The 24,822-nt window shown below is 55.4% G+C and carries 21 protein-coding genes and 1 tRNA gene; 8 read left to right on the forward strand and 14 right to left on the reverse strand.

Going from position 1 to position 24,822, the window contains the following annotated elements; all coding sequences use genetic code 11:
* Positions 1–21: 21 nt before the first annotated feature.
* On the reverse strand, positions 22–2,772 hold the full coding sequence (gene secA / locus A6F69_RS09060; protein WP_067600162.1) for a preprotein translocase subunit SecA: 2,751 nt from the start codon (positions 2,770–2,772) through the stop codon (positions 22–24).
* A gap of 100 nt (positions 2,773–2,872) precedes the next feature.
* On the reverse strand, positions 2,873–3,148 hold the full coding sequence (locus tag A6F69_RS09065; protein WP_067600164.1) for a hypothetical protein: 276 nt from the start codon (positions 3,146–3,148) through the stop codon (positions 2,873–2,875).
* Between the two features lie 86 nt (positions 3,149–3,234).
* Here A6F69_RS09065 and argJ point away from each other — a divergent pair, with 86 nt between their 5' ends.
* Together argJ and A6F69_RS09075 are read left to right on the forward strand one after the other, a co-directional pair.
* Positions 3,235–4,464: a bifunctional glutamate N-acetyltransferase/amino-acid acetyltransferase ArgJ gene (gene argJ / locus A6F69_RS09070; protein WP_067600168.1), complete on the forward strand. Its 1,230-nt coding sequence runs from the start codon at positions 3,235–3,237 to the stop codon at positions 4,462–4,464.
* Positions 4,458–5,255 (forward strand): inositol monophosphatase family protein, encoded by a 798-nt coding sequence (locus A6F69_RS09075; protein ID WP_067600171.1) that lies wholly within the window; start codon positions 4,458–4,460, stop codon positions 5,253–5,255. The genes argJ and A6F69_RS09075 overlap by 7 nt, the downstream gene beginning before the upstream one ends.
* A 6-nt stretch (positions 5,256–5,261) precedes the next feature.
* Here A6F69_RS09075 and trxA read toward each other — a convergent pair whose 3' ends face one another.
* The 8 genes from trxA to ahcY form a co-directional block, all read right to left on the reverse strand.
* The gene (trxA, locus tag A6F69_RS09080; RefSeq protein ID WP_067600175.1) at positions 5,262–5,582 is read right to left on the reverse strand and encodes a thioredoxin; all 321 of its coding nucleotides are present in this window, start codon (positions 5,580–5,582) and stop codon (positions 5,262–5,264) included.
* 49 nt (positions 5,583–5,631) lie between these two features.
* Positions 5,632–9,135 carry a double-strand break repair helicase AddA gene (addA, locus tag A6F69_RS09085; protein WP_067600178.1) on the reverse strand — a complete coding sequence of 1,168 codons (3,504 nt, stop codon included), beginning with the start codon at positions 9,133–9,135 and terminating at the stop codon, positions 5,632–5,634.
* Positions 9,132–12,161: a double-strand break repair protein AddB gene (gene addB / locus A6F69_RS09090; protein ID WP_067600181.1), complete on the reverse strand. Its 3,030-nt coding sequence runs from the start codon at positions 12,159–12,161 to the stop codon at positions 9,132–9,134. Before addB ends, addA begins: the two co-directional genes overlap by 4 nt.
* The gene (locus tag A6F69_RS09095) at positions 12,154–12,870 is read right to left on the reverse strand and encodes a nucleotidyltransferase family protein (protein WP_067600184.1); all 717 of its coding nucleotides are present in this window, start codon (positions 12,868–12,870) and stop codon (positions 12,154–12,156) included. Before A6F69_RS09095 ends, addB begins: the two co-directional genes overlap by 8 nt.
* Positions 12,867–13,856: an aminoglycoside phosphotransferase family protein gene (locus A6F69_RS09100; protein ID WP_067600187.1), complete on the reverse strand. Its 990-nt coding sequence runs from the start codon at positions 13,854–13,856 to the stop codon at positions 12,867–12,869. Before A6F69_RS09100 ends, A6F69_RS09095 begins: the two co-directional genes overlap by 4 nt.
* Positions 13,853–14,290 (reverse strand): tRNA (adenosine(37)-N6)-threonylcarbamoyltransferase complex ATPase subunit type 1 TsaE, encoded by a 438-nt coding sequence (tsaE, locus tag A6F69_RS09105; protein WP_067600190.1) that lies wholly within the window; start codon positions 14,288–14,290, stop codon positions 13,853–13,855. The genes A6F69_RS09100 and tsaE overlap by 4 nt, the downstream gene beginning before the upstream one ends.
* Positions 14,287–16,626 (reverse strand): PAS domain-containing sensor histidine kinase, encoded by a 2,340-nt coding sequence (locus tag A6F69_RS09110; protein ID WP_067600193.1) that lies wholly within the window; start codon positions 16,624–16,626, stop codon positions 14,287–14,289. Before A6F69_RS09110 ends, tsaE begins: the two co-directional genes overlap by 4 nt.
* Positions 16,627–16,738: 112 nt before the next feature.
* The gene (ahcY, locus tag A6F69_RS09115) at positions 16,739–18,151 is read right to left on the reverse strand and encodes an adenosylhomocysteinase (RefSeq protein ID WP_425388050.1); all 1,413 of its coding nucleotides are present in this window, start codon (positions 18,149–18,151) and stop codon (positions 16,739–16,741) included.
* A gap of 186 nt (positions 18,152–18,337) precedes the next feature.
* On the opposite strand from ahcY, the gene A6F69_RS09120 reads away from it, so the two are divergent.
* The 3 genes from A6F69_RS09120 (at position 18,338) to A6F69_RS09130 (ending at position 21,527) form a co-directional block, all read left to right on the forward strand.
* Positions 18,338–18,817: a peroxiredoxin gene (locus tag A6F69_RS09120; protein WP_067600199.1), complete on the forward strand. Its 480-nt coding sequence runs from the start codon at positions 18,338–18,340 to the stop codon at positions 18,815–18,817.
* Positions 18,818–19,121: 304 nt separating this feature from the next.
* On the forward strand, positions 19,122–20,027 hold the full coding sequence (locus A6F69_RS09125) for an OmpA family protein (RefSeq protein ID WP_067600202.1): 906 nt from the start codon (positions 19,122–19,124) through the stop codon (positions 20,025–20,027).
* Positions 20,028–20,150: 123 nt separating this feature from the next.
* On the forward strand, positions 20,151–21,527 hold the full coding sequence (locus tag A6F69_RS09130; RefSeq protein ID WP_245638224.1) for a M24 family metallopeptidase: 1,377 nt from the start codon (positions 20,151–20,153) through the stop codon (positions 21,525–21,527).
* A 35-nt stretch (positions 21,528–21,562) separates the two neighbouring features.
* On the opposite strand, the gene A6F69_RS09135 is transcribed toward A6F69_RS09130, so the two are convergent.
* Complete coding sequence (locus A6F69_RS09135) at positions 21,563–22,258, reverse strand: CPBP family intramembrane glutamic endopeptidase (protein ID WP_067600205.1); 696 nt, start codon at positions 22,256–22,258, stop codon at positions 21,563–21,565.
* Positions 22,259–22,358: 100 nt separating this feature from the next.
* Here A6F69_RS09135 and A6F69_RS09140 point away from each other — a divergent pair, with 100 nt between their 5' ends.
* Positions 22,359–22,889: a helix-turn-helix transcriptional regulator gene (locus A6F69_RS09140; protein WP_067600208.1), complete on the forward strand. Its 531-nt coding sequence runs from the start codon at positions 22,359–22,361 to the stop codon at positions 22,887–22,889.
* Positions 22,890–22,892: 3 nt separating this feature from the next.
* On the opposite strand, the gene folE is transcribed toward A6F69_RS09140, so the two are convergent.
* The 3 genes from folE to A6F69_RS09155 all read right to left on the reverse strand — a co-directional run bounded on the left by folE (position 22,893) and on the right by A6F69_RS09155 (position 24,258).
* Positions 22,893–23,516 carry a GTP cyclohydrolase I FolE gene (gene folE / locus A6F69_RS09145; RefSeq protein WP_083984752.1) on the reverse strand — a complete coding sequence of 208 codons (624 nt, stop codon included), beginning with the start codon at positions 23,514–23,516 and terminating at the stop codon, positions 22,893–22,895.
* Positions 23,517–23,712: 196 nt separating this feature from the next.
* Positions 23,713–23,789: transfer RNA gene (locus tag A6F69_RS09150), tRNA-Arg, on the reverse strand.
* A gap of 46 nt (positions 23,790–23,835) precedes the next feature.
* Positions 23,836–24,258 (reverse strand): (deoxy)nucleoside triphosphate pyrophosphohydrolase, encoded by a 423-nt coding sequence (locus A6F69_RS09155; protein ID WP_281179631.1) that lies wholly within the window; start codon positions 24,256–24,258, stop codon positions 23,836–23,838.
* 81 nt (positions 24,259–24,339) lie between these two features.
* Here A6F69_RS09155 and A6F69_RS09160 point away from each other — a divergent pair, with 81 nt between their 5' ends.
* Both A6F69_RS09160 and A6F69_RS09165 read left to right on the forward strand, forming a co-directional pair.
* Positions 24,340–24,525 (forward strand): Flp family type IVb pilin, encoded by a 186-nt coding sequence (locus tag A6F69_RS09160; protein ID WP_067600214.1) that lies wholly within the window; start codon positions 24,340–24,342, stop codon positions 24,523–24,525.
* A gap of 117 nt (positions 24,526–24,642) precedes the next feature.
* Entirely contained in the window at positions 24,643–24,810 is a 168-nt protein-coding gene (locus A6F69_RS09165) for a Flp family type IVb pilin (RefSeq protein WP_067600217.1), read from the forward strand.
* Positions 24,811–24,822 lie beyond the last annotated feature (12 nt).

The raw sequence follows: 24,822 nt of genomic DNA on the forward strand, positions 1-24,822 counted from the left end.
CTTCAATCCAATTCTGGCCAATCAGATCACTGCGCCATGGCAATGTTTGTACTTGTTCCCTGATCCACAGGGGCATTGTGCATTCCGGCTGATGTTCTGATCCGCATAGGGGTTGACAGGATTACGGCCGCCAGGACCAAACCCGGCGCGCGGGCTGCCTGCAAACGAGCCAAACAGTTCCGGCCGATCTTCGGAACCGTCACCATCGTTCGAATTGTCAAGACCGGTCAGTGGATCGATGTGTCCGGTCAGGAAATCTGGGAGGTCAGGCAATTGCTGCGGCTCAGGTGGTTGAACGCGCAATTGCGCGGTTGCCAGGATCTTGGTGATGTCCTCACGCAAGGTATCAAGCATTGTTTCAAACAGGCCGAACGCCTCCTGCTTGTACTCATTGATGGGTTGCTTCTGCGCGATACCGCGCATCCAGATCACCTGACGCAAGGCATCCAGTGTGGCGAGGTGTTCCTTCCAGTGGAAATCGAGCCTCTCAAGGAGCACCGATTTTTCGACCTGACGCCAGATGTTCGGGTCTGCGTCGGCAATCTTCTTGTCCATCATGGCGTCTGCTTCAGCGCGGATGCGCTCTTCCAGCAATTCAGGCTCAACCTGCTCTTCTTCCAACCAGTCGTCGATCGGTGGTGTGAGTCCAAATACCTCTTCGACTTTCTCTTTCAGCCCGTCGACATCCCATTGCTCAGGGTATGATCCCGGTGGGCAAGCTTGCCCTACCAGCGAGTTGATGGTGTCATGGCGCATGTCAAACACGACATCGTCGACCGTTTCCGACTCCATGATCTCACCGCGCTGTTCGTAGATGACCTTACGCTGGTCATTCATCACATCGTCGTACTGGACAACTTGCTTGCGCGCTTCATAGTTACGCGCTTCGACCTTCTTCTGCGCGGTCTCAATCGCCTTTGAGAGCCATTTGGAGCCAATCGCTTCACCGTCCGCCAGATTCGAATTCATCATCTTGGCGAACAGGGTATCCGGGCCGAAAATACGTAGCAGATCGTCTTCAAGGCAGAGATAAAAGCGGGAAAGGCCCGGGTCACCCTGACGGCCAGAACGGCCACGAAGCTGATTATCGATCCGGCGGCTCTCATGGCGTTCCGTGCCCAGAACGAAAAGACCGCCTGCCTCAAGGACCTTTTGCTTCTCGGCTGCGACTTCGGCCTTGATCCGGTCTTCCTCCATCGGGCGCTTAGGGTCGTCTGCCGCCAGATGGGCAAGCTCGTCACCGATACGGAAGTCGACGTTCCCGCCTAATTGAATGTCAGTACCGCGACCTGCCATATTCGTTGCAATCGTGACTGCCCCAATACGGCCTGCCTGCGCCACGATGTGCGCTTCACGTTCATGCTGGCGAGCGTTGAGAACCTCGTGCTTGACGCCTTCCTTCTCGAGGAATTGGCTAAGCAACTCTGATTTCTCGATCGAAACTGTGCCGACCAGCACCGGCTGACCGATCTGATTCTTCTCTTTGATCGCCTTTGCAATCGCGGCGAACTTGTCCATCGTGTTCTTGTAGAACTCGTCTTCTTCATCGACGCGTTGGACGGGAACATTGGTCGGAATCTCGACCACGTTCATCTTGTAAACGTCCCAGAATTCTGCTGCCTCAGTCGCAGCGGTTCCGGTCATACCCGACAGTTTCGGATACATGCGGAAGTAATTCTGGAAGGTGATCGAAGCCATAGTCTGGTTTTCAGGCTCGATCTTGACGCCTTCCTTGGCCTCTACCGCCTGATGCAGGCCGTTAGACCAACGGCGACCATCCATCATGCGGCCGGTAAACTCGTCGATGATGACAACCTTGTCATCCTTGACGATATAGTTGTCGTCGCGCTTGTACATGATGTTCGCGCGCAAAGCCTGATCGAGGTGATGCACGACCTGAGTGTTCTCAACATCGTAAAGGTTCTCAGTTTCAAGCAAGCCCTTCTCAATGAGGAGCTTCTCGATCTCGTCAGTACCTTCTTCGGTCAGCTGAACATTCTTGGTCTTTTCGTCTGCCTCGTACCAATCCTCAGGCACATTCTTCACGACTTCATCAAGTGCGACATAAAGGTCGGACTTATCTTCAGTCGGGCCTGAGATGATCAGCGGTGTGCGTGCCTCGTCGATGAGGATGGAGTCGACCTCGTCAATGATCGCGAAATTGAAGGGTCGCTGGACCATCTGATCCTTAGAGTGCTTCATATTGTCGCGTAGATAATCGAAGCCCAGCTCGTTGTTCGTGCTGTATGTAATGTCGGCGTTGTATGCCTCGCGGCGTTGCGCTTCGCTCAGATTGGGGACAATTACACCCACTGTGAGACCAAGCCAGTTGTGTAGCTTGCCCATCCACTCGGCATCACGACGAGCCAGATAGTCGTTGACCGTAACGACATGCACGCCCTTGCCTTCAATGGCATTCAGATAGGTCGCCAGTGTTGCCACGAGTGTCTTGCCCTCACCCGTCTTCATCTCCGAAATTTCGCCGCGGTGAAGCACGATGCCGCCAACCATCTGGACATCGAAATGGCGCATTCCAAGTACGCGAAGCGAGGCTTCGCGTACCGTAGCAAACGCTTCGGGCAGGATATCATCCAGTGTCTGCCCTTCATCGAGCTGCCGACGAAACTTTTCTGTCTGAGCGCGCAACTCATCGTCACTCAGCGCTTGAATCTGCGGCTCTAAAGCGTTGATTTGATTAACGACTTTGCCGATCGACTTGACATAACGATCATTGGATGAGCCGAAGATAGACTTGGCAATGGCTTGAAACATGGGAGAGACCCTGTCTGGACTGAATTGTAAATGGAAAGCAGCCGCACTCGATGGTGCCCGCCGCACAGATTAAAGCAAAGATATATGAAGGATCGCCGCCCTATTCGTGGGCGCGGTCAACACCGTAAAGCACAGGAAGCCGCAATACGCGCTTAAAACGTTTGGCGGGCTTGCGGGCTTTGTCACCATCGTCAGCATCTTCGGCTTCTTCGCGATTATGATGGCAGGTCCGGTCGTCATCAGCAGCGTCATCCGCTGCACCCATCGTGATACCGATCTCGCAATCAAGCAGGTCTGAAACGCTGGCATGCGCAGGCGATGTGACGGCCACAAGGCCAGTCAACAGCGCAAAACAGGCGAGCAAACGACGTAACATCAATTTCTAAATACGCCTTCTTCCCGCAGACGTCCACCTCTCATGATGGATTTACTGGCATCAAATGTATCGCTAGCGCTCGGAGAATGGAACTTGAACGCTCACCACTTGCATTACCCTTCCCCGAGGACCTGCCTGAAATTGAGGGAGTGACCCTTAGGGTGGCCCGCGCCCGCTACAAGGATTGGGACCGGGCGGATCTGACATATGTCGAATTATGCGAGGATACATCAGTCGCTGGCGTTTTCACGCAAAGTGCCTGTGCATCCTCTGAAGTAGAGCTTGGCCGTGAGCAGGTCCGGTCTGGTACGGCGCGCGCGCTGGTGGTCAATGCTGGCAACTCTAATGCTTTCACCGGGTACCGCGGACGTGAAGCGGTTGAGCAGATCATGAGCCAGGTCGCAGAACACCTCGGCTGCGATAGTTCTGACGTGTTTGTGTCATCCACCGGTGTAATCGGTGTCCCCCTGCCCAAGGACAAGGCTCGCGACGGAGTCGAAGCCGCGCTCACAGCACAGCCGTGCAGCTGGCTTGATGCGGCAAAGGCCATCTGTACGACCGATACATTCGCCAAGGCTGCTCACGCTTCAGCGATGATTGGCGGCCAGCGTGTCGAGCTGGTTGGCATTATCAAGGGATCGGGCATGATTGCCCCCGATATGGCAACCATGCTGGGCTATATCTTCACCGATGCAGCGATTGATGCGCCTTTCTTGCAGGAACTGCTTAGCGGCGCGAATAAGGAAACATTCTCCTGCATAACAGTCGATGGCGACACGTCGACCAGCGATACTGTGCTGGCGTTTGCGACTGGAATGGCTGGAAATCCCCCGGTCGCGGGTTTCGATGATGCGGGCGCGGATGCCTTGAACGCTGCGCTGAAAGACATCTGCCGTCAACTTGCTCAGCTTGTGGTGCGCGACGGCGAAGGCGCAAGCAAATTCATCACAATTTCCGTGACAGGCGCAGCCACCGATGACAGCGCACATCGCGTTGCGCTTTCCATCGCCAATTCTCCGCTGGTCAAGACAGCGATTGCCGGGGAGGACGCCAACTGGGGCCGTGTAGTCATGGCGGTAGGCAAGGCAGGCGAGCCAGCTGACCGCGACAAGCTGTCGATCGGTTTTGGCGGGGTTTGGGCCGCGCGGAATGGACTACCGGTCGACGGATATGATGAAACACCGGTTGCCGAGCACCTAAAGGGGCAGGATATCGACGTTGCTGTCGATCTGGGCATTGGCGATGGGCGCGCGAAGGTCTGGACCTGCGATCTCACACATGGCTACATCTCGATCAACGCGGATTATCGATCTTGAACCCGCTTGATCTATCCGTGCTCGACCTTGTCCGGAACGTCAGCGAGCGCGTTATACTGCCTCGTTATCGCAATCTTGAGGACGGCGAAGTTACCGAAAAAGCGGCGGATGATTTAGTCACAGTCGTCGACCATGAAGCGGAAGACTTATTGTCGGATGGGCTGGCCCGAATCGACGCGTCTCTTGCAATAGTTGGTGAAGAAGCATCGCATGCGGATGCGACAGTGCTTGACCGACTATCGGGGGATTGCTGGATCATCGATCCGCTGGACGGGACGCACAATTTTGCACACGGAAAGCCACCCTTCGGGGTTATCATAGCGCAAAGCTCTGGCGGGCTGTGCCATTCAGGCTGGATCTATGACTGCCTGACTGGGCGGTTCTGCCACGCACACCGCGGCAACGGGGCATATGTAAACGGAGAGCAAATATATTCGCGACCAACCGGATGCGATAGACCTGTTGCGGCGATCTCTCGCATTTTTCTGACTGAGGAGCAGCGCGCGCTCGTGGATGCAAAACTCGCTCCGCACTACGAATTGGTAGACATCCCGCGCTGCGCGGCCGAACAATATCCACGTTTGGCCTTGGGCGAAAATGATGTGTCGAGTTTCAAGCGAACTCTAGCATGGGATCACGCCGCGGGCGTCCTCTGGCTAAACGAGGCAGGTGGCAAAGCTTGCAGACTGGATGGCAGCGCATACCGCGTTGATGAGCAAGATAAACCGGGCCTGATTGGTGCATCAAGCCCGGCTATCTGGGATCGGTTTGCTGAGCGAGCGCTCAGCTAAGCGAATTTACAGCTCGCCTTCAAGCCACTGCTTAAGCGCGCTTTTTGGACGTGCGCCGGTCAATGTCGCAGCGATCTCACCATTCTTGTAAAGTGCCAGATACGGAATACCCTGAACGCCCAGTTTCCCGGGGATGTCCGGATTTTCCATGATGTCCATCTTGGCGATGGTCACTTGATCGGCCAATTCATCGCTGATCTCTTCCAGCGCAGGTGCAATCATTTTGCACGGGCCACACCAGTCGGCCCAGAAATCGACCAGAACCGGCTTGTCGGAATCGACCACGTCAGCCTGAAAACTTGCATCGGTGACTGCTTTTGTCGCCATGAGGAATCTCCTGATTTCGTGTTGCTGCCTATCTAGGAATTTTTCCGCCTTACTCAACGCCTGCCGGTGGATAGCTTTCATCTTCAGCCGCAAAGGCATTTTTGTGTAACCTGATAAGTTTATGAGGGATAACGAAGATTTCCGGCGTTTGCGTGTAAAGTACGGCGGCGCGGATTTCGTGTTCAGGATAGATGGCTTCCAACGCAGCAACATAGGCCGCAATCTGTTTGACGATGCTATCAGGAATTTCCTCAAGTGAACTCGGAGGCCGCCTTGCGGTTTTGAAGTCGACGACAGTAACTGTGGTTTCCGTGATCAAAAGGCGGTCAACTGTTCCGGCAATTACCTGACCGCCGACCGTTGCTGCCAAGGGAACTTCCGCAAGAGAGCCTGGTGCAAATACATCGGCGAAGTCCGCATTATCCAGAACCTTTATTGCCTGCCCCGCGATCTCGGACCGCTCGTTTTCAGATAGATCACCGGCCTGTCGCTCAAGCCACGTCAGCGCTTGCTTCTCCCGCTCATCCGCGTTCACATCGGGCAAACGCTCAAGCAGACTATGGATCAGGACACCCCGGCGCGCTGCAGATTGAACCATATCAGCAGGTAACGGCGGATCACTTCCCGTGTCGTCGCCCGCGGAGGATGGCGCGAGAGGTCGCGGCGGTCTGGGTTCAGGACCGATCGGTGTCGTCAGCCATTCCGGCAATGTGTCACCTACGCCGATCTCTTCTGCTTCATCGGTCGTTATCGGCTCGGCCCGCCCCCCATACTCACGCCGGGCATCCCAGATATCATCGTCCAGAACATCAACGTCCATCAGTGGAGAGAGCCGCGCGTACCAACTGTCCTCGTGGGGCTGCTGAGTCTTTGGCCCCAGAGAGCCGCCGATGAATAAAGCCTCTTCCGCGCGGGTCATCGCAACGTAAAGCAAACGCCAGTGTTCTTGCAGATCCCGAGCTTTGGCTTGGTCATAAGCTTCCTCAAGCCTGCCCTTACGTTGTTCTGCATTAATCCCCGGCAGCGGAACGCCTCGCGAATCCGCCTCATTCCCTCCAGGTATCTCCTCTTCAAGTTCGAGGTCGCGAACCTGGCCCGGCTTGCTGGTTGCATCGGCCAAAATCACTATCGGTGCCTGCAGTCCCTTTGACCCATGCACTGTCATGACGCGTACGAGATCGGGCGCGTCATCCGGATCACGTTTTAGCACGCCATCGCCGGCGTCAAACCACTGGATAAAGCCCGCGAGGCTGGGTGTATGGCCGCTTTCATAGGCGAAAGCGGAATTAACCAGTTCATTGATCGGATCATTTGCGTCTGCCCCCAAACGCGCGAGAAGTTTTGCGCGCGATTGCCACGGTCCAACCAGCATCCATTCAAGCAGGCTCTGCGGCGTTTCGAAATCTGCCAATGCTAACAGTTCACGCAGCTTCGCAACCATTGCCTGCACAAACGGTGCATCATGCTTGCGCAAGTGATCCCACAGGCGCTGCTTCGGTTCGCGCGGAATGTATTGAAGCAATTCGTTCTGCGACCATCCCATCAACGGCGACGACAAAAGGTTCGCAAGCTGAAGATCGTCCAGCGGCTGTGCGGCAAAGCGCAGGGCCGCCATCAGGTCTTTGACGGCCAGCGGATCGCCCATGCGCAAGCGGTCAACGCCCGCAACCGGGACCCCCTTGGCATGAAGCCGCGCAACGATCAGTCCAGCCAGATCCTTGCGACTGCGCACCAGCACCATGATATCGCCCGGCCGTGCGTTGCGATGCCGCCCCTTCTGGAGCGCAAATGGCTCTGTTCCATCGGTCCAGCGCTTCACCTGTTTCGCGATGCGCTCTGCCATCTTGCGATCATGCTTGGCGAGCCAGCCCTCTTCGCCCTTGTCGTCACCCCTTCCCTCGGCCGCTTCCTCATTCTCGCGCTCGTCATGCACCGGGTTCCACAGCGTAACCAGACCAGGGCGGTTCTCCCCCTTATGCGAATGGTATGGATCAGTCAGGCCGATGTTCTCCGGCCCAATCGCATCAACCGCTCGGTCTACAAATTCCAGGATCGGGACAGATGTTCTAAACGATTGCCCCAAGTCGAGATCCTGGAGCGCCCTTTGCCGCGAGTTAAGGCGCGCTTCGGCAGCATTTTGAACCGCCGAATGCATTGCGGCCTTGACCCGCTCCTTGGCCTTGCGAAAGTTCTCGGGACTGGTGCCCTGAAAGCCAAAAATCGCCTGTTTATAGTCACCCACCGCAAAAATGGTGCGCACCTTGTCACCGGCCGCGCCTTGCCCCGAAAAGAAATCATCGATCAGCGCATCGATGATGTCCCATTGCGATTTGTTGGTGTCCTGCGCTTCGTCCACCAGAATATGATCGAAGCGCCGGTCGAGCTTGAACCGGATCCAGTCAGCTGCCTCTTTCTTCTTCAGCAGCGATGCCGCGCGTTCGATCAGATCATCGAAATCTAGCAGACCTTCGCGCGCCTTGGCCGCATCCCATCTCAGATAGAATGCGCGACCAAGCTCAAGCGCAGGCGCGAGAAATTGAGAGAGTTCGAGGAGTGATTTGCGTTCAGCAAAGCAAGCCAACGCTTGCGCGATCTCTTCCTGACGCGCCGGAAGCGACGGGTCTTCCTGCGACGGCTTGTTCATCTGGCGCGGCAAGCCTTTGGTGGTCAGAACAGTCGAATAGAATTGTCCGAAGCATTCCACGCGCCCCGTCAAATCCAATGGCAACCACGCCCGTATGAACTCAGCTGTTTCCTTGCCAGTCTTCGCGCTCCAACCATCCATCAAAGGAAGCATCGCCTGTAAGTGATGATCGGGAAAAACATCAGCAGAAAGAACCTCATGGATCCACGCTTCGTCGGCGTCGGACGGAATCCCAAGCAGCTGCTTCACTTGCGGCGCCATCGGTGGTTGCCATCCACGCGGCCCCTTCCACAATTGATGCAGGTTCGCACACCGCATCAGCCATTTCTGCAACGCGTCCTGACCCTTCGTCCGGGTGAATTCCGATACGATCTCGAGCGTCGCGTGATCGCTTGCCTGCTCAGCTTCGACAAGCATCGCCGCGAGCGTCTCGCGCATCAACAAGGCGCGCTCGCGATCTTCCATCGGTCGCATCCCAGGCAGCATCTCTGCCTCGTTCGGGAAATTGGCGAGCAACCACTGTGAAAAGGCATGGATCGTATCAATGCGCAGCCCACCACCAGGGCAATCGAGAACGCTGGCAAACAAAGTGCGCGCACGGTCGCGCGTCTCCACATCATTCGGCGCACCAAGATAGCCCAGCTCTTTGCCAAGTTGCGTTTCCGAAAGCCTTACCCAACGCGCCAGAACCGAATTGATGCGCGTCGCCATCTCGGCCGCGCCCGCCTTGGTAAAGGTCAAGCACAGGATTTGTGAAGGATCGAGATGCGGCTGCAACAAAAGGCGCAAGACACGCGCCGACAGCACCTGTGTCTTGCCCGTTCCGGCAGAGGCGGAAAGCCATACGCTGTCTTCGGGGTTAGCAGCCGCAAGCTGATTGTCCTGAAGGGGATAGATCGCCCCGCTCATGATGCGCCCTTACCATCGTCCAACCCGGCGTCATCATCGACGAAATTAGCCTGCCACTCATCCAGGCGCATCAGTTGGTCGTAATCATTGTATCCCGGATAGTCAGGGTTCAGCTTCGCTGTGAAAGGGTCGCTGCCCTTGATGAATTTGGTGATTGCGTCGCGCAGGAAACTCTCGTGTTCCGGCAGGAATTCCTCAGGCGTAATTCCACTTCGCTTGTTGCCATCCTTCCAAGGTGTGGAAACGTAGCCAAAGTCACCATCGCTTTTGGCCAGAGACCAATACTCAAACTTTGCTGCGTCACCGGAGATATCGCCAAAGCTGCCATCACGCGCAATCAAACCCATTGTGCCCATCTGCAGCGCATAACCGGCTTCAACCTGCGCCGCAGTCGGCGGTTTACCAGTCTTGTAATCAATGATGGCCAGAGTCCCATCAGGATAGCGATCGATCCGGTCAGCTCGACCGTAAACTCGCACCCCCTCGAACGTCATTGAGCCTTCGCGCTCAATCGCGACAATCTCGCGCTCGGTTTGTTCGGATACTGATTGTTCGACCCACTCAAGCCCTGCAAGCAAGCGCGGCATCCACAATCCTCGCAGCAGCGGGTGGATACTGGCTTCCTCTAGAACCTGATTTGCAGTGTCTTTGATGGAAACCAGTTCGCCCCTCATCCGCGCTTCGTGCCAGCGCTGCAGAATGTCATGCGCCTGGGTTCCCTGCCACGCGAAGTCCTGAGAAGGATCGGCATCAAGAGGGTCAATCTTGGATAGCCCAAGGATCTCCTGCGCATAGAACTGATAGGGATCGCCCATAAGTCGATCGAGCCCGGTGACTTTGATGGGAACGTCGCGCAGTTCTGCCGATGGCATTGGCGATGGTCGAGGATATGGCTCTGCAGGCTTCACTACGGCATTCACCGCCGATGCAGAACGGGCGGTTCGCTCGTCGCGATGATCTTTGGCCGCTTCGCCTAACAAGGCTTCGATTCGTAATATAAAGCGTGAAGGAATTGTCGGCCCGTCCATATCGCGAATGGCGCGAGTCAAAACGACATCAGGTGCACCTAGCGCTCCGGCCAAATCGTGTGCGGCAAGCCCGATCCGAAACTCTGGACCGGGCATACCCAGTGCACGCAGAACGGCAGGTGCAAGCAGCGGATCGGGCGAAGGCGACTGCGGCCAGGTTCCTTCGTTCAGGCCACCGCAAATCTCCAAGTCGGACCGTGACATGCGCGCCTCAAGTAGACCATAGATCGCCACCCTTGGATGGCTGCCATAGGTGGGGCGCACAGCGACCTGGTCCATCGCATCGCGCAGGGCTGCATAGATCTCTGACGAAGCTACACTGGTACCAATTTCGCGCGCATTCAAACGCAGATCCTCGACAAAGCGAGATAGCGCACGACCATCCTCATTGGCCCAAAGATCATCACCGGCAAGTGCCTCGCCTATGGTCAAAAGGATATCCAACGCATCGGCAAGCAATACCTGTTCATCTCGCCCAGCAATGTCAGCCAATGGCCCAAGTATGGCCTCAGTATTCCCCCACCAGTCTTTGACCCCAGCCAAGTTGGCGATTGCCCGCAGGCTTTCAAAGCCTTCTGCAGGTCTGGGGCCCCGCAACTTGCGTTCAAATGCGCGCAAAGCCCTCAACCAGTCGCGCCGGGCATCACCTTTCATCACAAGCGGATGTCCCAGGGCCGCAATCAGCGGAACGGGCGCAAGACGTTCTGATACCAACTCGGCCAATTGCAGCAAAAGTCGGCCCGCCGCGGTTAGCGAGAGCGGGCGTCCCGCGGTGTCGTCTGCTTCGATATTCCAACGTTGCAAATGCTGGCCCACACGGCGTGCCAGGCTGCGATCCGGAGTCACGACGGAGACTCGCCTCTCGGGTACTTCCAAGGCTTCACGCACAAGGATGGCGATTGCTTGAGCTTCTTCTTCGGAGGTTGCGCAGGACAAGGTTCTTACACCTGAAAGACGTCGCTTTTCAGGTTTGAGGTCAATCCAGGATTTGCTCGCTTCGGGCGGCAGAAACAGTGATGAGATCGCGTGTGACCGTTCTGGCGGCGCTGCTGATAGGCCCTTGCGATGCCATTGCTGTACTTCGTCTCGCGCGATGCCCATGCGATTGAGCAAGAGTTTCAGGTGATATTGCGGATGTGTAGCTGCCTCATGAGCTGAGAAAGGCGATTCCTCTGGCGCCGGCGCATGCCCTGCTCTGCCCAGTTCATCCCAAGCGTCAAGCGGCAACGCCAGATCGAGATCCGGCAGAATTACCGCGCCTTTGGGAAGGTTCGCAATCGTGCGCAGGAGGCGTGTCAGTGCAGGCGCCGCGCTGGTCACACCTGCAGCCACGATTGGCGTTTCGGGCGGCTCGGAACGCCAGCGGTCTGAAGCGCGGTCAAACAGCATATTTCGACGCGTCGCCAGATCGACTTCCCCGCGTTCCAGCAAGCGCAATTCCCAATCCGCAAGCACCATCGCGAAAAGTTTGGTGTTGTCCTTCCAGTGCCTTGCCAGTTCGGCGCTCGCTCCCACCACTTCCTCGCTCAGGAAATCTGCAAAGCTGACCTCTTCCGCGATCAGTCGGTCCATCATGCCCCCAAGCTCGCGAGCGAGCCGCAGCAGGGCTGCTCCGCCGGGAATATCGCGCTTTTCGCGTTCCATGGCCGAACGAAGCATATCGGCCAATTCTAGCCATCGGCGTGTCGGATCGGCCGCCTTGGGGATGTCCGATGCTCCCAACGGATCGAACGATGGTCCCAATGCCTCGTCCAGATCAATATCGCCGACCATGACCATGCGCGGCATCAGAAGGCCTTGCTGCCCGGTTTCGCCATAGTGACGGATGAAAGCTTCTTTAATGCTACGTGCGGCCCGGCTTGAAGGAAGAATCAGTGTCAGTCGTGCGAGACCCAGATTGTCTTCACTATATCGCGGCACCAAACCGGCCACGAGTGCATCAGCAAAGCCGCGATGCGCAGCGATTGAATAGACCCGGGGCTTGTTGTGTTCAGCCACGCCGAAGCGCAGCCTCTGTCGGGGGTATTGCTTGCGGGGTACCCACCTCGAACCATTGGCCGGTGAATGATGCGCCGAACAGGCGCCCCTCCTCAATGGCACGACTCCACAAGACATTGGTAGAGAATGGACCCTTAGGGGCATCTCGTAACAGACGGTGCGATACCAGTTGGATTCCGGTGTAAATGAAGGGTGCAACTCTCCCCGACGTACGACGACGCAAACGTCCAACTGCATCCATATGGAAGTCCCCTGCGCCGTTGAAGTTTTCCGCCCTTGCGTGCGGGACAACCAGCAACAACGCATCCATCTGGTCTGCATCCCAGCGCGCAGATAGATCGGCGAATACGTTGCGCGGACCATCAAGCCAGATGTTGTCCGAATTCAACGAAAAGAAGGGATCAGGTAAGTTGGGCAATGCCTTCAGCATCCCCCCGCCGGTCTCAAGCAATTCGCCGCGCTCATCAGAAATCGTCACGCTGGGCTTTGCGCGGCCGACGATATGAGCTTCTAGCGCGTCAGCCAGATAGTGGACATTGACGACTGCCTTGGCGATCCCTGCATCCTCAAGCCGATCAAGCGCATGATCGATCAATGGCTTACCCGCGACCCGGACCAGCGGCTTAGGCTGGCTCGCAGTTAATGGGCGCATGCGCTTGCCCATCCCTGCTGCGAGAATCATCGCAGTGTCGGATGCCAATTCGCTCATTCGATTGTGCCTCCGCCATACTTGCGCAGATCATCGGGAATATTAGCGTCAAACCAAGCAGCGACCGGTGCCAGCGCAGGATGTTCCAAATCCCGTTCCATCAAAGCCCACACACGGGGGATGTAGCCAAGATACCGGGGCTTGCCATCGCGTTTGTGGAGCCGTGTAAATATGCCAACAATCTTGGCATTTCGCTGAGCCCCCAGAATAGCATAGTCAGCCTCGAAATCAGGGCCCGGATTGGCGCCAGCAATATACCGCTCAAGCATCGCACGTTCCAACTCAGGCGATACATCGCGTCGCGCATCTTGTAGCAACGACACCAGATCATAGGCTGGATGGCCAACCAGAGCATCCTGGAAATCTATCAAACCCTGTTCGCCATCTCTAATCCCGGACTGGCCCAGGATCATGATATTCTCTGCATGATAGTCACGCAGCACGGTGACTCCCGGCACCTGCCGCATGATCAGCGGTGCAAGAACTTCATGCCAAGCTGCACGATACCTCTCATTATCGACCTCCAGCCCCATCGCCGGTGTGTACCACTCCGTCAGCAAGCCTGCTTCACGCTGGTAAACGGCCATATCATAAGGGTCGAGCGGCCCGGCAGGCTTCTGATGAAGCTGCACCAACGCATCAATAGCTTGCGCATAAATTGCTTCTTCGCTGTCAGGCCGTGACTCAACCCACTCGCGCATTCTGTCATCGCCGAAATCTTCGGTCAGTAGCCATCCAGCACCTAGATCATGGGCTAGCAACTTGGGCGCACGCATATCGTTCGCAAGCAGCCATTGCGCAACTTGCACGAAGGGCCTTGGGTCTTCTTCAGGCGGCGGGGCGTACATGAGCATCGCGGTTTCTCGAGCGCGCCTGATGCGAAAATAGCGCCGGGATGAGGCATCGCCGGGGATAGCTTCGATCTTGGCCCCTCCCCAACCTGATTGAGTGAGGAACTGTTCGATACCTTCAGGCAAAGTTGTCATGGCATACGCCCTTGCCATTCGCGCCCACCGCGGACAATTGCCTGCCTTCCCAGACCCGCAATTTCCAGCTTGATTGCAAGGCACGCAGATTCATGCGCAAAGCCGCCTGCCTTATCCGGCCATTCGGCGATCAAGACCGCACCCTCGCGATAGTCATCGAGCCCCAACTCGCGTAACTCTGAGGGATCTTCCAGTCGGTAGAAGTCGGCATGCGCCACAGGCACCTTCGTATTTTCATAGGTCTCAATGATCGTGAATGTTGGTGACGGGACTTCGCCATCATGACCGAGTCCCGCCAATATACCGCGTGCCAGGGTGGTTTTGCCCGTGCCCAGTTCGCCCTCAAGCGAGATCACATCCCCGGCCTGAACCTTTCTCGCGATCCGCGAACTGAAGGCAGTCATCGCATCAAGGTCAGGAAGATCAACAATCACGGCAGCATGATCAGTGCGGTTGTGCCCACACCCTTTCGACTTTCCATGTTCAACGATCCACCGTGCGCCTCAATCAGTTGGCGGGACAGAGGAACGCCCAACCCGCCGCGCTTTTCAACTTTCCCGTCAGGCAAAACTCGCAGACCTTCGAGCAGTCGCGATAATTCCTGTTTACCCATGCCGGAACCGTTATCTGAGATTACAATCCGCGCTCCATCCTTGGTTCGGGCAACATCGACAAGAATCTTGCCCCCTTGTCCTGTTGCAGCAATCGAATTGTCTAACAGATGCCCGATTGCCCGACCCAATTGACGTCGATCAGCCTCGATCGCACCGCCTGAATTACCACGCAGGTCAAGGGTCAACGCCCCATCGGCGATCGCCTCCTCACGCTCGCGCACGATTTCCGTTACAAAGGGCAGCAGTTCTACCCGCTCTTTCGACAATGGCAGCAGTCCTGCCTCCCCTTGGGAAAGATCGAGGACATTCTCGACTTGCTCGGTCAGTCGCTTCACTGAATCAAGGATGGCTTGGACATATTCCTGGAGCTGATCACTGACAGGCCCAGCTGCGCCGCTTTGGATAAGCTCTGCAAAGCCACCGATCGAGGTCAATGGCGTGCGGAATTCATAAGACATATTAGCAAGGAAGTTGGCCTTGACCCGGTCCGCTTCTTCCAGGGCCTGATTTCGCTCGCGCAGCGCAGTCTCCGCCATCTGGGAATCGGTTATATCAAGCACAGTGAGCAATCCGTTTCCATCCGGCAATGGAACCCCGGCGAACTCCAGCGTCCTGCCATCCCCTAAAGTCACACGCCCACCTTTCTCTTTCCGGTCCAGCGTGGCAGATCGGATAATGCGCCCGATGGCATCCGCATTTGCACGCTTTGCAAGATTTGGTGCAATTGCTTCCATCAGCTTGTCGGCCGATGGGTGTCCGTCGAGGGAAGTGGGATCAATGCCCCAAATTCCAGCGAAACTGCGGTTCCACAGTTGGAGCGATCCATCGGGCGCGAACACTGCAATTGCTTCGAACAAACTGTCCAGCATCGCTGCACGGGTCCGCAACAGCGTGTCGCGCGTCGCCGATTCTGCCAGTTGTTCAGTGCGATCTTCAGCGAACATTACCAGGCCGCCATCGGGCATAGGCTGGCCCACGATGCGCAAATGCTGTCCCGATCCCAATGGCCAGGCCTCTTCCTGTGCTTCGTTTGCGCCGAACCAAGCAAGCCGCTCTTTACGCCAAGCAGGAAAGTCTCTCACTTCAGGAGTACGGCGCTTGTCTCTTGCATCGCTGAGAAACCGGTCAAACGGAACTTGGTCGTTCACCACGCTCGACGATAGATCGAAAAGCCGCAGAAAAGGTCTGTTCGCAAATACCAGATTCTGATCCGGATCAAACTGCGCCACACCTACTGAAAGCTGATCCAGCATTGCGCGTTGGGCTTGTCTGAAAGCCCTGAAGTTTCGCGCAATCTGTTCTGTCTCTTCAATGTCGATCGCATAGCCAGCGATACCTTCTTCGCCGATCGCCAAGTCACTCACACGCAACAAACGCCGCTGGCCGTCAATCGTTGAACGCGACTCACGTTCGACCAAGCTGCCGCTTTGCACGGCCTCCGCTGCATACTCGCCTGCAGTTTTTCCTTTGTTCGCTTCGAGCAGTTCAATCTGCTTGGCGATCACTTCGTCTGCGCTTTGCGCTCCTACCGCGTCCACGTAGGCCTGGTTCACCAAGCGAAGCGCCGTGTCCTTCCCACGAAACCACATCGGAATTGGCGCAGCCTCGATCAAACCGACCAAAGCCGTAAAATCGCTTTGCGCGCGCGACGCCTGATCGCGCAACGTCGCCAGTTCACCTTCGGATTCTGTAAAGTCAAAAATCCAAACCAGCGCAGCGCCACCGGGCGCGATTCTCGGATCCGCCGAGTATCCGCGGAAGGCCAGGCTTCGTCCGGCACCTTGGAGCTTAATCGACAGGCGAAAGGGGGCGCCTGTCTTCTGTGTTCGTTTCACCGCCTCGGTGAGCTGTGAAAGCTGCTCCTCCAACAGACCGTTGTCGCCATCGCCGACAAGTTCGCTTAAATATCTGGGGCTTGCATCCAGACCAAGCCACCCCGAAACCCTGTCTTGAACCTCTATCTTTCCGTCCGCACGAACCAGCATCGGGATCGCGGGCGCTTCCTCCAGCATGCCTGAAACGCGTGTTAGAGAGCGCTTCAGCGCTTTGAACTTATGGCCACTTTGTGCGGCCCTGATCATCAACAAAGCTGCACCAACCGTCCATGCTGCAAGCAGCAGCCCGATCATTGACATTGCGGTCGGCGAAAACTCCATGACAACCAGCTATGCGCGCCCCGCGTCGGATGCAACGGTCATGCATGGAAAAGCCCCCGCAAACACGAAGATTTGCGAGGGCTTTCAAAAATATTCGGACAAACCGAAGCGATTAGTAGCGATAGTGATCCGGCTTGAACGGACCAGCTTGCGGCACACCGATATAGTCAGCTTGCTTCTTGCTCAGTTGCGTCAGCTGAACCCCGAGCTTTTCCAAGTGCAGCGCAGCGACCTTCTCATCCAAGTGCTTCGGCAGCACATAAACATCGTTCTCGTAATCGTCAGACTTCGTGAACAATTCGATCTGAGCCAGCGTTTGGTTGGTAAAGCTGGAGCTCATCACGAAGCTCGGGTGACCGGTCGCACAGCCGAGGTTGACCAAGCGCCCCCTGGCCAGAACGAGGATCGACGAACCATCCGGGAAGGTGACCAGATCGGTGCCTTCCTTGATCTCCTTCCACTCATAATTGTCGAGAGCGGAAATCTGGATCTCGCTATCGAAGTGACCGATGTTGCACACGATGGCCATGTTCTTCATCGCCTTCATGTGCTCGCCAGTGATCACGTCTTCATTGCCTGTTGCGGTGACAAAGATGTCCGCGCGCTTCACGGCGTCGTCCATGGTCACTACTTCATAGCCATCCATAGCGGCTTGCAACGCACAAATCGGGTCGATCTCTGTCACCATCACGCGGGCGCCGCCATCGCGCAATGAAGCCGCCGAACCCTTGCCGACATCCCCATAACCGGCAACGCAGGCGACCTTGCCCGCCAGCATCACATCAGTTGCACGACGGATCGCGTCAACCAGAGACTCCTTACATCCGTAAAGGTTGTCGAACTTCGACTTGGTGACGCTATCATTCACGTTGATCGCCGGGAATGGCAATTTGCCCTGCTTCGCAATCTGATAGAGGCGCATAACACCCGTAGTGGTCTCTTCCGAAACTCCTTTGATATTCTTGACGCTCTTGGTCAGATATCCTGGTTTAGCCGCAACAAATGCCTTCAGCGCGCGCTGGAATTCTATTTCTTCGGCGTTGGCAGGTTCAGGCAATTCCTCTCCCGCTTCGATACGTGCACCCCACAACGCAAACATTGTTGCATCGCCACCATCGTCCAAGATCATGTTTGCGGTGAGTTCAGGATCGCTCTCTATCGACCAGTCAAAAATGCGGCCAACGTAGTCCCAGTAATCTGCCAGGCTTTCACCCTTGATCGCAAAAACCGGAATGCCACGATCAGCGATGGCAGCTGCGGCGTGGTCCTGCGTGGAGAAGATATTGCAGGTGGCCCAGCGTACTTCGGCACCCAGCGCGACCAGCGTTTCGATCAGCACCGCCGTCTGGATCGTCATATGGAGCGATCCGGTGATCCGCGCTCCAGCAAGTGGTTTGGCGTCACCGTACTCTTCGCGCAGCGCCATCAGGCCCGGCATCTCGGTTTCAGCAATGGCAATTTCATCGCGCCCATACTGTGCAAGCGCAATATCTTTGATGACGTAATCCTGTGCAGCTTCTGCCACCTTCAAACTCCTGATAATCTTTAGCCCATCCTAAACGATGGCCGCTTGAATTTCTGGTGCGCGCTCTAACCTGAGGGCAACTACGAAGCAAATATAAAAGATTCTTTATATCCTTCATCGTTGCGGACACGCTGACAGTGGCTATATCGAGCGCATACGGACGGGATCACGAAAGGATATTACGCAATGGCAATTTCGGTTGGTGACAAACTTCCAGAAGTAACTTTGGTCAAAGCGACCGAAAACGGACCTGAGCAAGTAAGCTCGTCGGAATATTTCGCCGGCAAAAAAGTGGCGCTATTTTCAGTGCCAGGTGCATTCACACCAACATGCTCTGCGCGTCACTTGCCCGGTTATGTTGAAAAAGCGGCTGAGCTCAAAGCCAAGGGTGTTGACGAAATTGCAGCAACCGCAGTCAATGATGCATTCGTGATGGGTGCCTGGAACAAGGCCGCTGGCTCTGAAGACATCACTATGCTGGCAGACGGCAACGGCGATTTTGCTGAAGCAGTCGGGCTCACCATGGACGGCTCCGGTTTTGGAATGGGCAAGCGCGGCCAGCGTTATTCGATGATTGTCGAAGACGGTGTGGTGAAAGAACTCAACGTCGAAGCCCCAGGTGACTTCTCTGTATCAAGCGCGGAGCACATGCTCGGCCAGCTTTGAACTCGTCTGGACCAATAAGAACAAAGGGCGCCCGTTTTGGCGCCCTTTGTTCGTTTTCTGGCCAAGAATCGGCGTTTCGCGCCTTAATTTGAGGTGAATATGATCGGTTCGCCGCAACTTGCGCGCTGATCACCCCCATTGGCGCCCTGTATAGCTGGGATTGTCCGGCTCGGACCATTAAGGCTCCTCCGCAAATTTTGATTAGGGGCTGGCCGACATAAATGTAGGCCATTTTCATTCAGGGTCGACCGGTCAGACCAAACACAAAATACAAGCGGCCGGTATTGATTGAAGGAGTACATTGATGAAGGTCAATTCAAACGGATCAAAGGCGATGATTGCAATTGCAGCTTTCGCTTTACCCGCTTGGAGCGGAGCGGTTGCGCAAGAAGAGCCTGCGCAGTCGGAAGAAGTGCTAACAACCGTAATCGGCGTTGAAGGGCCGGAAATTGAAGGTGTCATCACCGCTCGCAATGATGATCGTCTTCAGATCACTTCGGCGAACGGAACAACCACGACGGTCGCGGTAAATGATGAGACCCGCGTCCGCGGGACTGGCGGTTTCCTTGGTCTTGGCCGCAAATCGCTGGGTATCAATTCGTTATTGAATGGATTGCCGGTCAAGGTTGAAACCTGGCAATCTGGTGAGACGCTGGTGGCAAGCGATATCCGTTTCAAGAATAGCGATCTTGAAACCGCAGCCATGATCCGCAACGGCACTGCACAGCAGTTTGCTGCACAAGGTGCGCGTATCGACAAAAACGAAGTCGGCGTTGAAGAGAACGCCCGCGCTGCAGAGGCACTTCGCGGTCGCTTGGGCGACATCGACCAGTACAACATAAAGGGCGTGACCAATGTCTACTTCGCCAGCGGTCGTTATCAGCTGTCAGGCGAAGCTCGTGAGAAACTGTGCGCAGCTGCAGCAGAAGCAGACGCGATCGAAAACTCGCTTCTTCTGGTTGTAGGTTATACCGACTCAACAGGTAGCTACGAAGTAAACCAGCGCTTGAGCGAACAACGGGCAGGTCGCGTAGTGAACTACCTCCAGCAGGAATGTTCGTGGAAGCCGTTCCGCATGCTGACGCCAACTGGAATGGCGGCATCTGACCCAACCGCCGATAACAGCACAGCGCAAGGTCGTGCACAGAATCGGCGCGTTTCGGTGAATATTCTGGTGAGCAAAGCTCTCGACGGAATAGGCGACAGCTAGTTCCCACTGGGACATGAATTCAGTTCGAAAGGGTGCTAATTTCGGCACCCTTTCTTTTTGCGCGTTTGACACAGGCTGAAAAGGCACATCATAGGCATCCCAAACAAAGTTCAGGGGACTGCAATGTATCTACGTCGCTCATTTCAGGCGTTGGCAATCGCAACCGTGGGCATCGCAGCCGGGCCCACCGTGGCAAGCACGACTTCAATCGGCAAAATACCCATGTCTGAAACTGAGCAAACGTCCCCGCCCCTGCCAGACATCCTTTCAATGCGCGAACGCGCAAAGGTGATTAACCGTATCCTTGCTGAGAGGCTCGACACGGTAATTCCACAGATCATGCGTGAAGAAGATGTCGACCTGTGGCTGCTCATGTCCCGCGAATATTTCGAAGAACCGGTAGTCAGAAGCATGCTCGACGCAAAGAGCATGGCCGCGCGCCGGCGCACTATTTTGATATTCTACAACCCGGGCGATGGGCAACCGATCGAGCGTTTGACAGTCAGCCGCTATGGCCTTGCTGGATTGTTCGAGCCGTCATGGGATCCCGATGATCAACCCAATCAATGGAAGGCCGTTGCGAACATCATCGCTCAAAGAGATCCCACAAAGATCGCAATCAATTTCTCGGACACAACAGCTTTTGGCGACGGTATGACACTCAGCCAGTTTCGTGCGATGTCCCGCGAGTTGCCGTCTGAACTGCGTGAACGGATTGTTTCAGGGGAAACCCTATCTGTGCGTTGGTTGGAAACCCGCATTCCAGCAGAGATCGAGATTTATCCAGGTATAGTGCGTATAGCGCATTCTTTGATCGGTGAAGCTTTCTCCCGCAAAGTCATCACGCCCGGCAAAACCACGGCTGCGGATGTTCAATGGTGGTATCGCGAAAAGCTCGCCAGCCTCGGCGTTTCTCCATGGTTTCATCCATCGGTGGGGATCCAGCGTCAGGGCGAAGAAGACATGCTTCGCGGAGATATCGTTATCCAACCCGGTGATCTGCTTTGGACCGACTTTGGTATCACTTACTTACGGCTCAACACCGATACGCAACATCTGGCTTACGTCTTGAAGCCCGGAGAAACTGAAGCGCCGGAAGGCCTGCGGCAAGGCCTGAAGAACACGAATCGCACCCAGGATATTCTGATCGCGAACTTTCGCATGGGTGATAGCGGGAATGAAGTACTAGCTCGTGCGCGGGCTCAGGCCATTTCAGAAGGTCTCGATCCATCGATCTATTCGCATCCCATTGGCAGCCATGGCCACGGCGCAGGAACAGCGATCGGTTTTTGGGATAATCAAGATGGCGATCCCCGTGGCGAGTATCGCATACGTCCCAAGACGGCCTGGTCGATCGAGCTGACGACCTATAGCGAAGTTCCTGAATGGGACGGACAACGTGTAGACTTCAGATCAGAAGAGGACGCCTATTTTGACGGTGAAACAGTCCGGTATCTGGACGGACGTCAGACAGAAATTACATTAATATCATCAGACTAAAACTGGTTCCTAGGAGCAAACCTCAGCCCAAACAACTACATCAAAGGGAAGGGATATCCCCAGGTCCCGAGCAAGGTCCTGCTTGTCTCAATGCTCATTCCGTAGCCAAAGAAGTATATCTTTGAGACAGTTAGTGCGTTTGCGGTGCCATGCGCGATCATGGCGGGCAATAACTTGCAACCACATGCCACGTATGTGAGGCCGAAAAAAAGCCCTGCGATCCCGGTCAATATTTGCCCAACAACACCTTGGTTCACATGGCCAAATCCAAACAACACCGCGATCAGGACAACAAGAACCCAAGCCCAGCGTTTTCCGAGCAATTGTGCACCCCAGCCAATCAGGAAGCCGCGGAAAAGAATCTCTTCCAATATCCCTCCCAGCAAGATGCCCTTGAGCATCCATTCAACGTAAACGCCAAATTCCTGATCAAGACCCTCTAATTGAGTGGCGTTCAGCTTGGTGCCGGTGGCCTCCTCGAGAACCGGGGTCAGCGGAAAATCTATCGCAAAGACGACTACTCCAACCGCAAGCCCAATAGCGATCGATACAGGGACGCTTTTGTAGACCCATTGGAATGTAGCCTGACGCGAAGCCTTGATGAACACGAGTGCCAGAAACGTGAATCCCAACCACAGCATTTCAGCTAAGTCGGTCACGAAGAAGAGAGGCAGCAAAGCGGCAAGCCAAGCGCACAGCATTCCCCTGCTGGTCTGAAGCCAGGCTTTCATTTAAACATTCCCTACGCTAGTGGCACGAATTAGTGCGATTAGGACTATTTAATACTAATCGAACTATTTTGAAGCGATTGTCAACGGGGAATTTTGCGACATGCTGTCGGAATTGGAAGGAGCTGTGCTTAGCGTAATTGCGCGCAAGCAGCCACTAACCGCCTACGCAGTACGCAAGGAATTCGAGGCTTCGGCAACTCACAGTTGGAGCGCGAGCGCCGGTGCCATCTACCCTCTCGTTCGAAGGTTGGTCAAAGGCGGGCTGATAAAGGAAAACCTCGACGCCGAAGATGCCAGAGGAACTCGAAAACTGGAACTCACCACCGATGGCAATCAGGCGCTAGGTAATTGGGTGTTGGAAAGTCGGGCACATGTCCTTGCAGCCGGCCCTGATCCGATCCGGACGCGTAGCTTTGCTTTGTCAGCAATTCCACCACAATTGCGTATCAAGGCACTTCAAGATTGGCGAACAGCAACCATTGAAAGACTGGAAGCCACCATTGAGCAGATTGCCCGCTTTGACGCCGATGGCGACATTGTTGCCGCAATGGCGACGAGAGGCGGAGAACTGGAAGAGAGGGCGCGTATTCAGTGGATAGACGAAATGATCGAACGAATGCGCGCTCGCTAAGGTTTAATATCCCATCAGGCTCATCACTTCCTTACGGCTGCGATGATCTTCAAGAAAACAGCCCATCATCCGGCTGGTGAGCATTTCAACTTCGTGCACCTTTACACCGCGGCCGGTCATGCAACCGTGCTCTGCCTCAATAACAACGGCGACGCCGCGCGGTTCAAGATTCTGCCAAATGCAGTCCGCAACTTCAGCCGTCAGGCGCTCTTGCACCTGAAGCCGGTTTGCAAAACCATGCAGGACGCGGGCTAGCTTTGAGATGCCGACAACCTTTTTGTCCGGAAGGTAAGCAATATGCGCCTTGCCGGTGATTGGTGCCATGTGGTGCTCACAATGCGATTGGAACGGAATGTCTTTCAGCAGGACAATCTCATCATAGCCGCCGACCTCTTCGAAAATGCGGCTGAGATGAACCGCAGGATCACTTTGATATCCCTGACAATATTCAAGCCAAGCCCGCCCCACCCGTTTCGGGGTGTCGACCAAGCCTTCACGCTCAGGGTCGTCACCTGTCCAACGAATCAAGGTTCGAATGGCTTCCTGGACATCTTCCGGCACATCAGGCTTGTTCAAGGGATTCTCCGGGTCAAACTCAGCGTGATCATGCACGTTCATGTAGTTCATGGCTATTTCTTTCCGACCTTTGTCATTCGGGATTGGAGCACTGTGCACTGAGTCCAGCCCATTATGCCGTGCTTTGAATCGCGAAGCGCGAAACCCAACTGGGCTTGGTGGTAGAATGTCTATGGGCCCAAAACGTTCCGTAGAACGCTGTCTCGCCAACAAAAAAGGGACCGACCCAATGGCCGGTCCCTTTTTATGGCGCGCCAGGAAGGATTCGAACCTCCGACCGCCTGATTCGTAGTCAGGTACTCTATCCAGCTGAGCTACTGGCGCGCGGGAGACGCGGCACATAAGGGGGCTTTACCGGCTTTGCAATCCCTTATCGGGGCAAATCTGCAAAGAGTTGTTTTGCCAACTCGACATCCAAAGGTGGTTTCGGCAGTTTTCTGATCTCAGCGGGCTCGAACCAGTTAATCTGCCCGCCCTCTAACGCTTGAGGTTCTCCTAACCAATCTCGGCTTGTGTAAAGCTGGATTACAATCCGGATCTGTCCTGATGGTGAGGTCTCTTTTGCTTTCGCGACCGGTTCTGGTGTGTCGATCACTATCGTAATGCCAAGTTCTTCGCGAAGCTCACGAATCAAGGCTTCTGGCGGTTTTTCAGCAGCTTCGACCTTCCCGCCAGGAAACTCCCAAAGCCCGCCATGTTGCTTTCCTTCAGGCCTCCTGTGCATCAGCCAAAGCCCATCAGAACGCCTTAGCGCGCCCGCCACTACCAGCATCGCTGTCGGATTTTTTTCCAAACTCGGGTTCCCTCTCAACACTTTCTTAACACCCTGAGGCGCAGAAGGTTCTCATCAGGACGTAAACACAGGGGTTTGTCCATGAAATTGCCGATCTTCCTTAAGCGTATCGGGAGCGACAATTCCGGGGCAACCGCTGTTGAGTACGGCCTGATCGTGAGTTTGATCGTAATCGCTTCTATGGGGGCATTCGGTTCGGTTGCGGACGAGAATGCGCGGATGTGGAACACGGTTGAATCTGCGATGGCGGAGGTTGGTTCAAGGTAACCATTTTGAAAGCATCCGATTTAGGATTTTTTCAAGAGCTGTGAACTAAACCTCTGCTCGTTCGGTCGGGTTTCTCGATCGGACACGGGTACCGAAGACTGAACCAGGAGACTACCAATGACTTTCATCAACAAGTTCTTTCGTAACGAAGAAGGCGCAACGGCTATCGAATACGGCCTGATCGCTGCTCTGATCGCAGTTGCAGCGATCACTGCAATGGGCGCTGTAGGTGACCAGCTGAACAACACCTTCACCGAAGTTTCGACCGAAATGGCTGGTGCGTAAGAGCCACTCGGC

Origin of the sequence: Altererythrobacter ishigakiensis (assembly GCF_001663155.1) — a bacterium.
GTDB lineage: Bacteria > Pseudomonadota > Alphaproteobacteria > Sphingomonadales > Sphingomonadaceae > Erythrobacter > Erythrobacter ishigakiensis.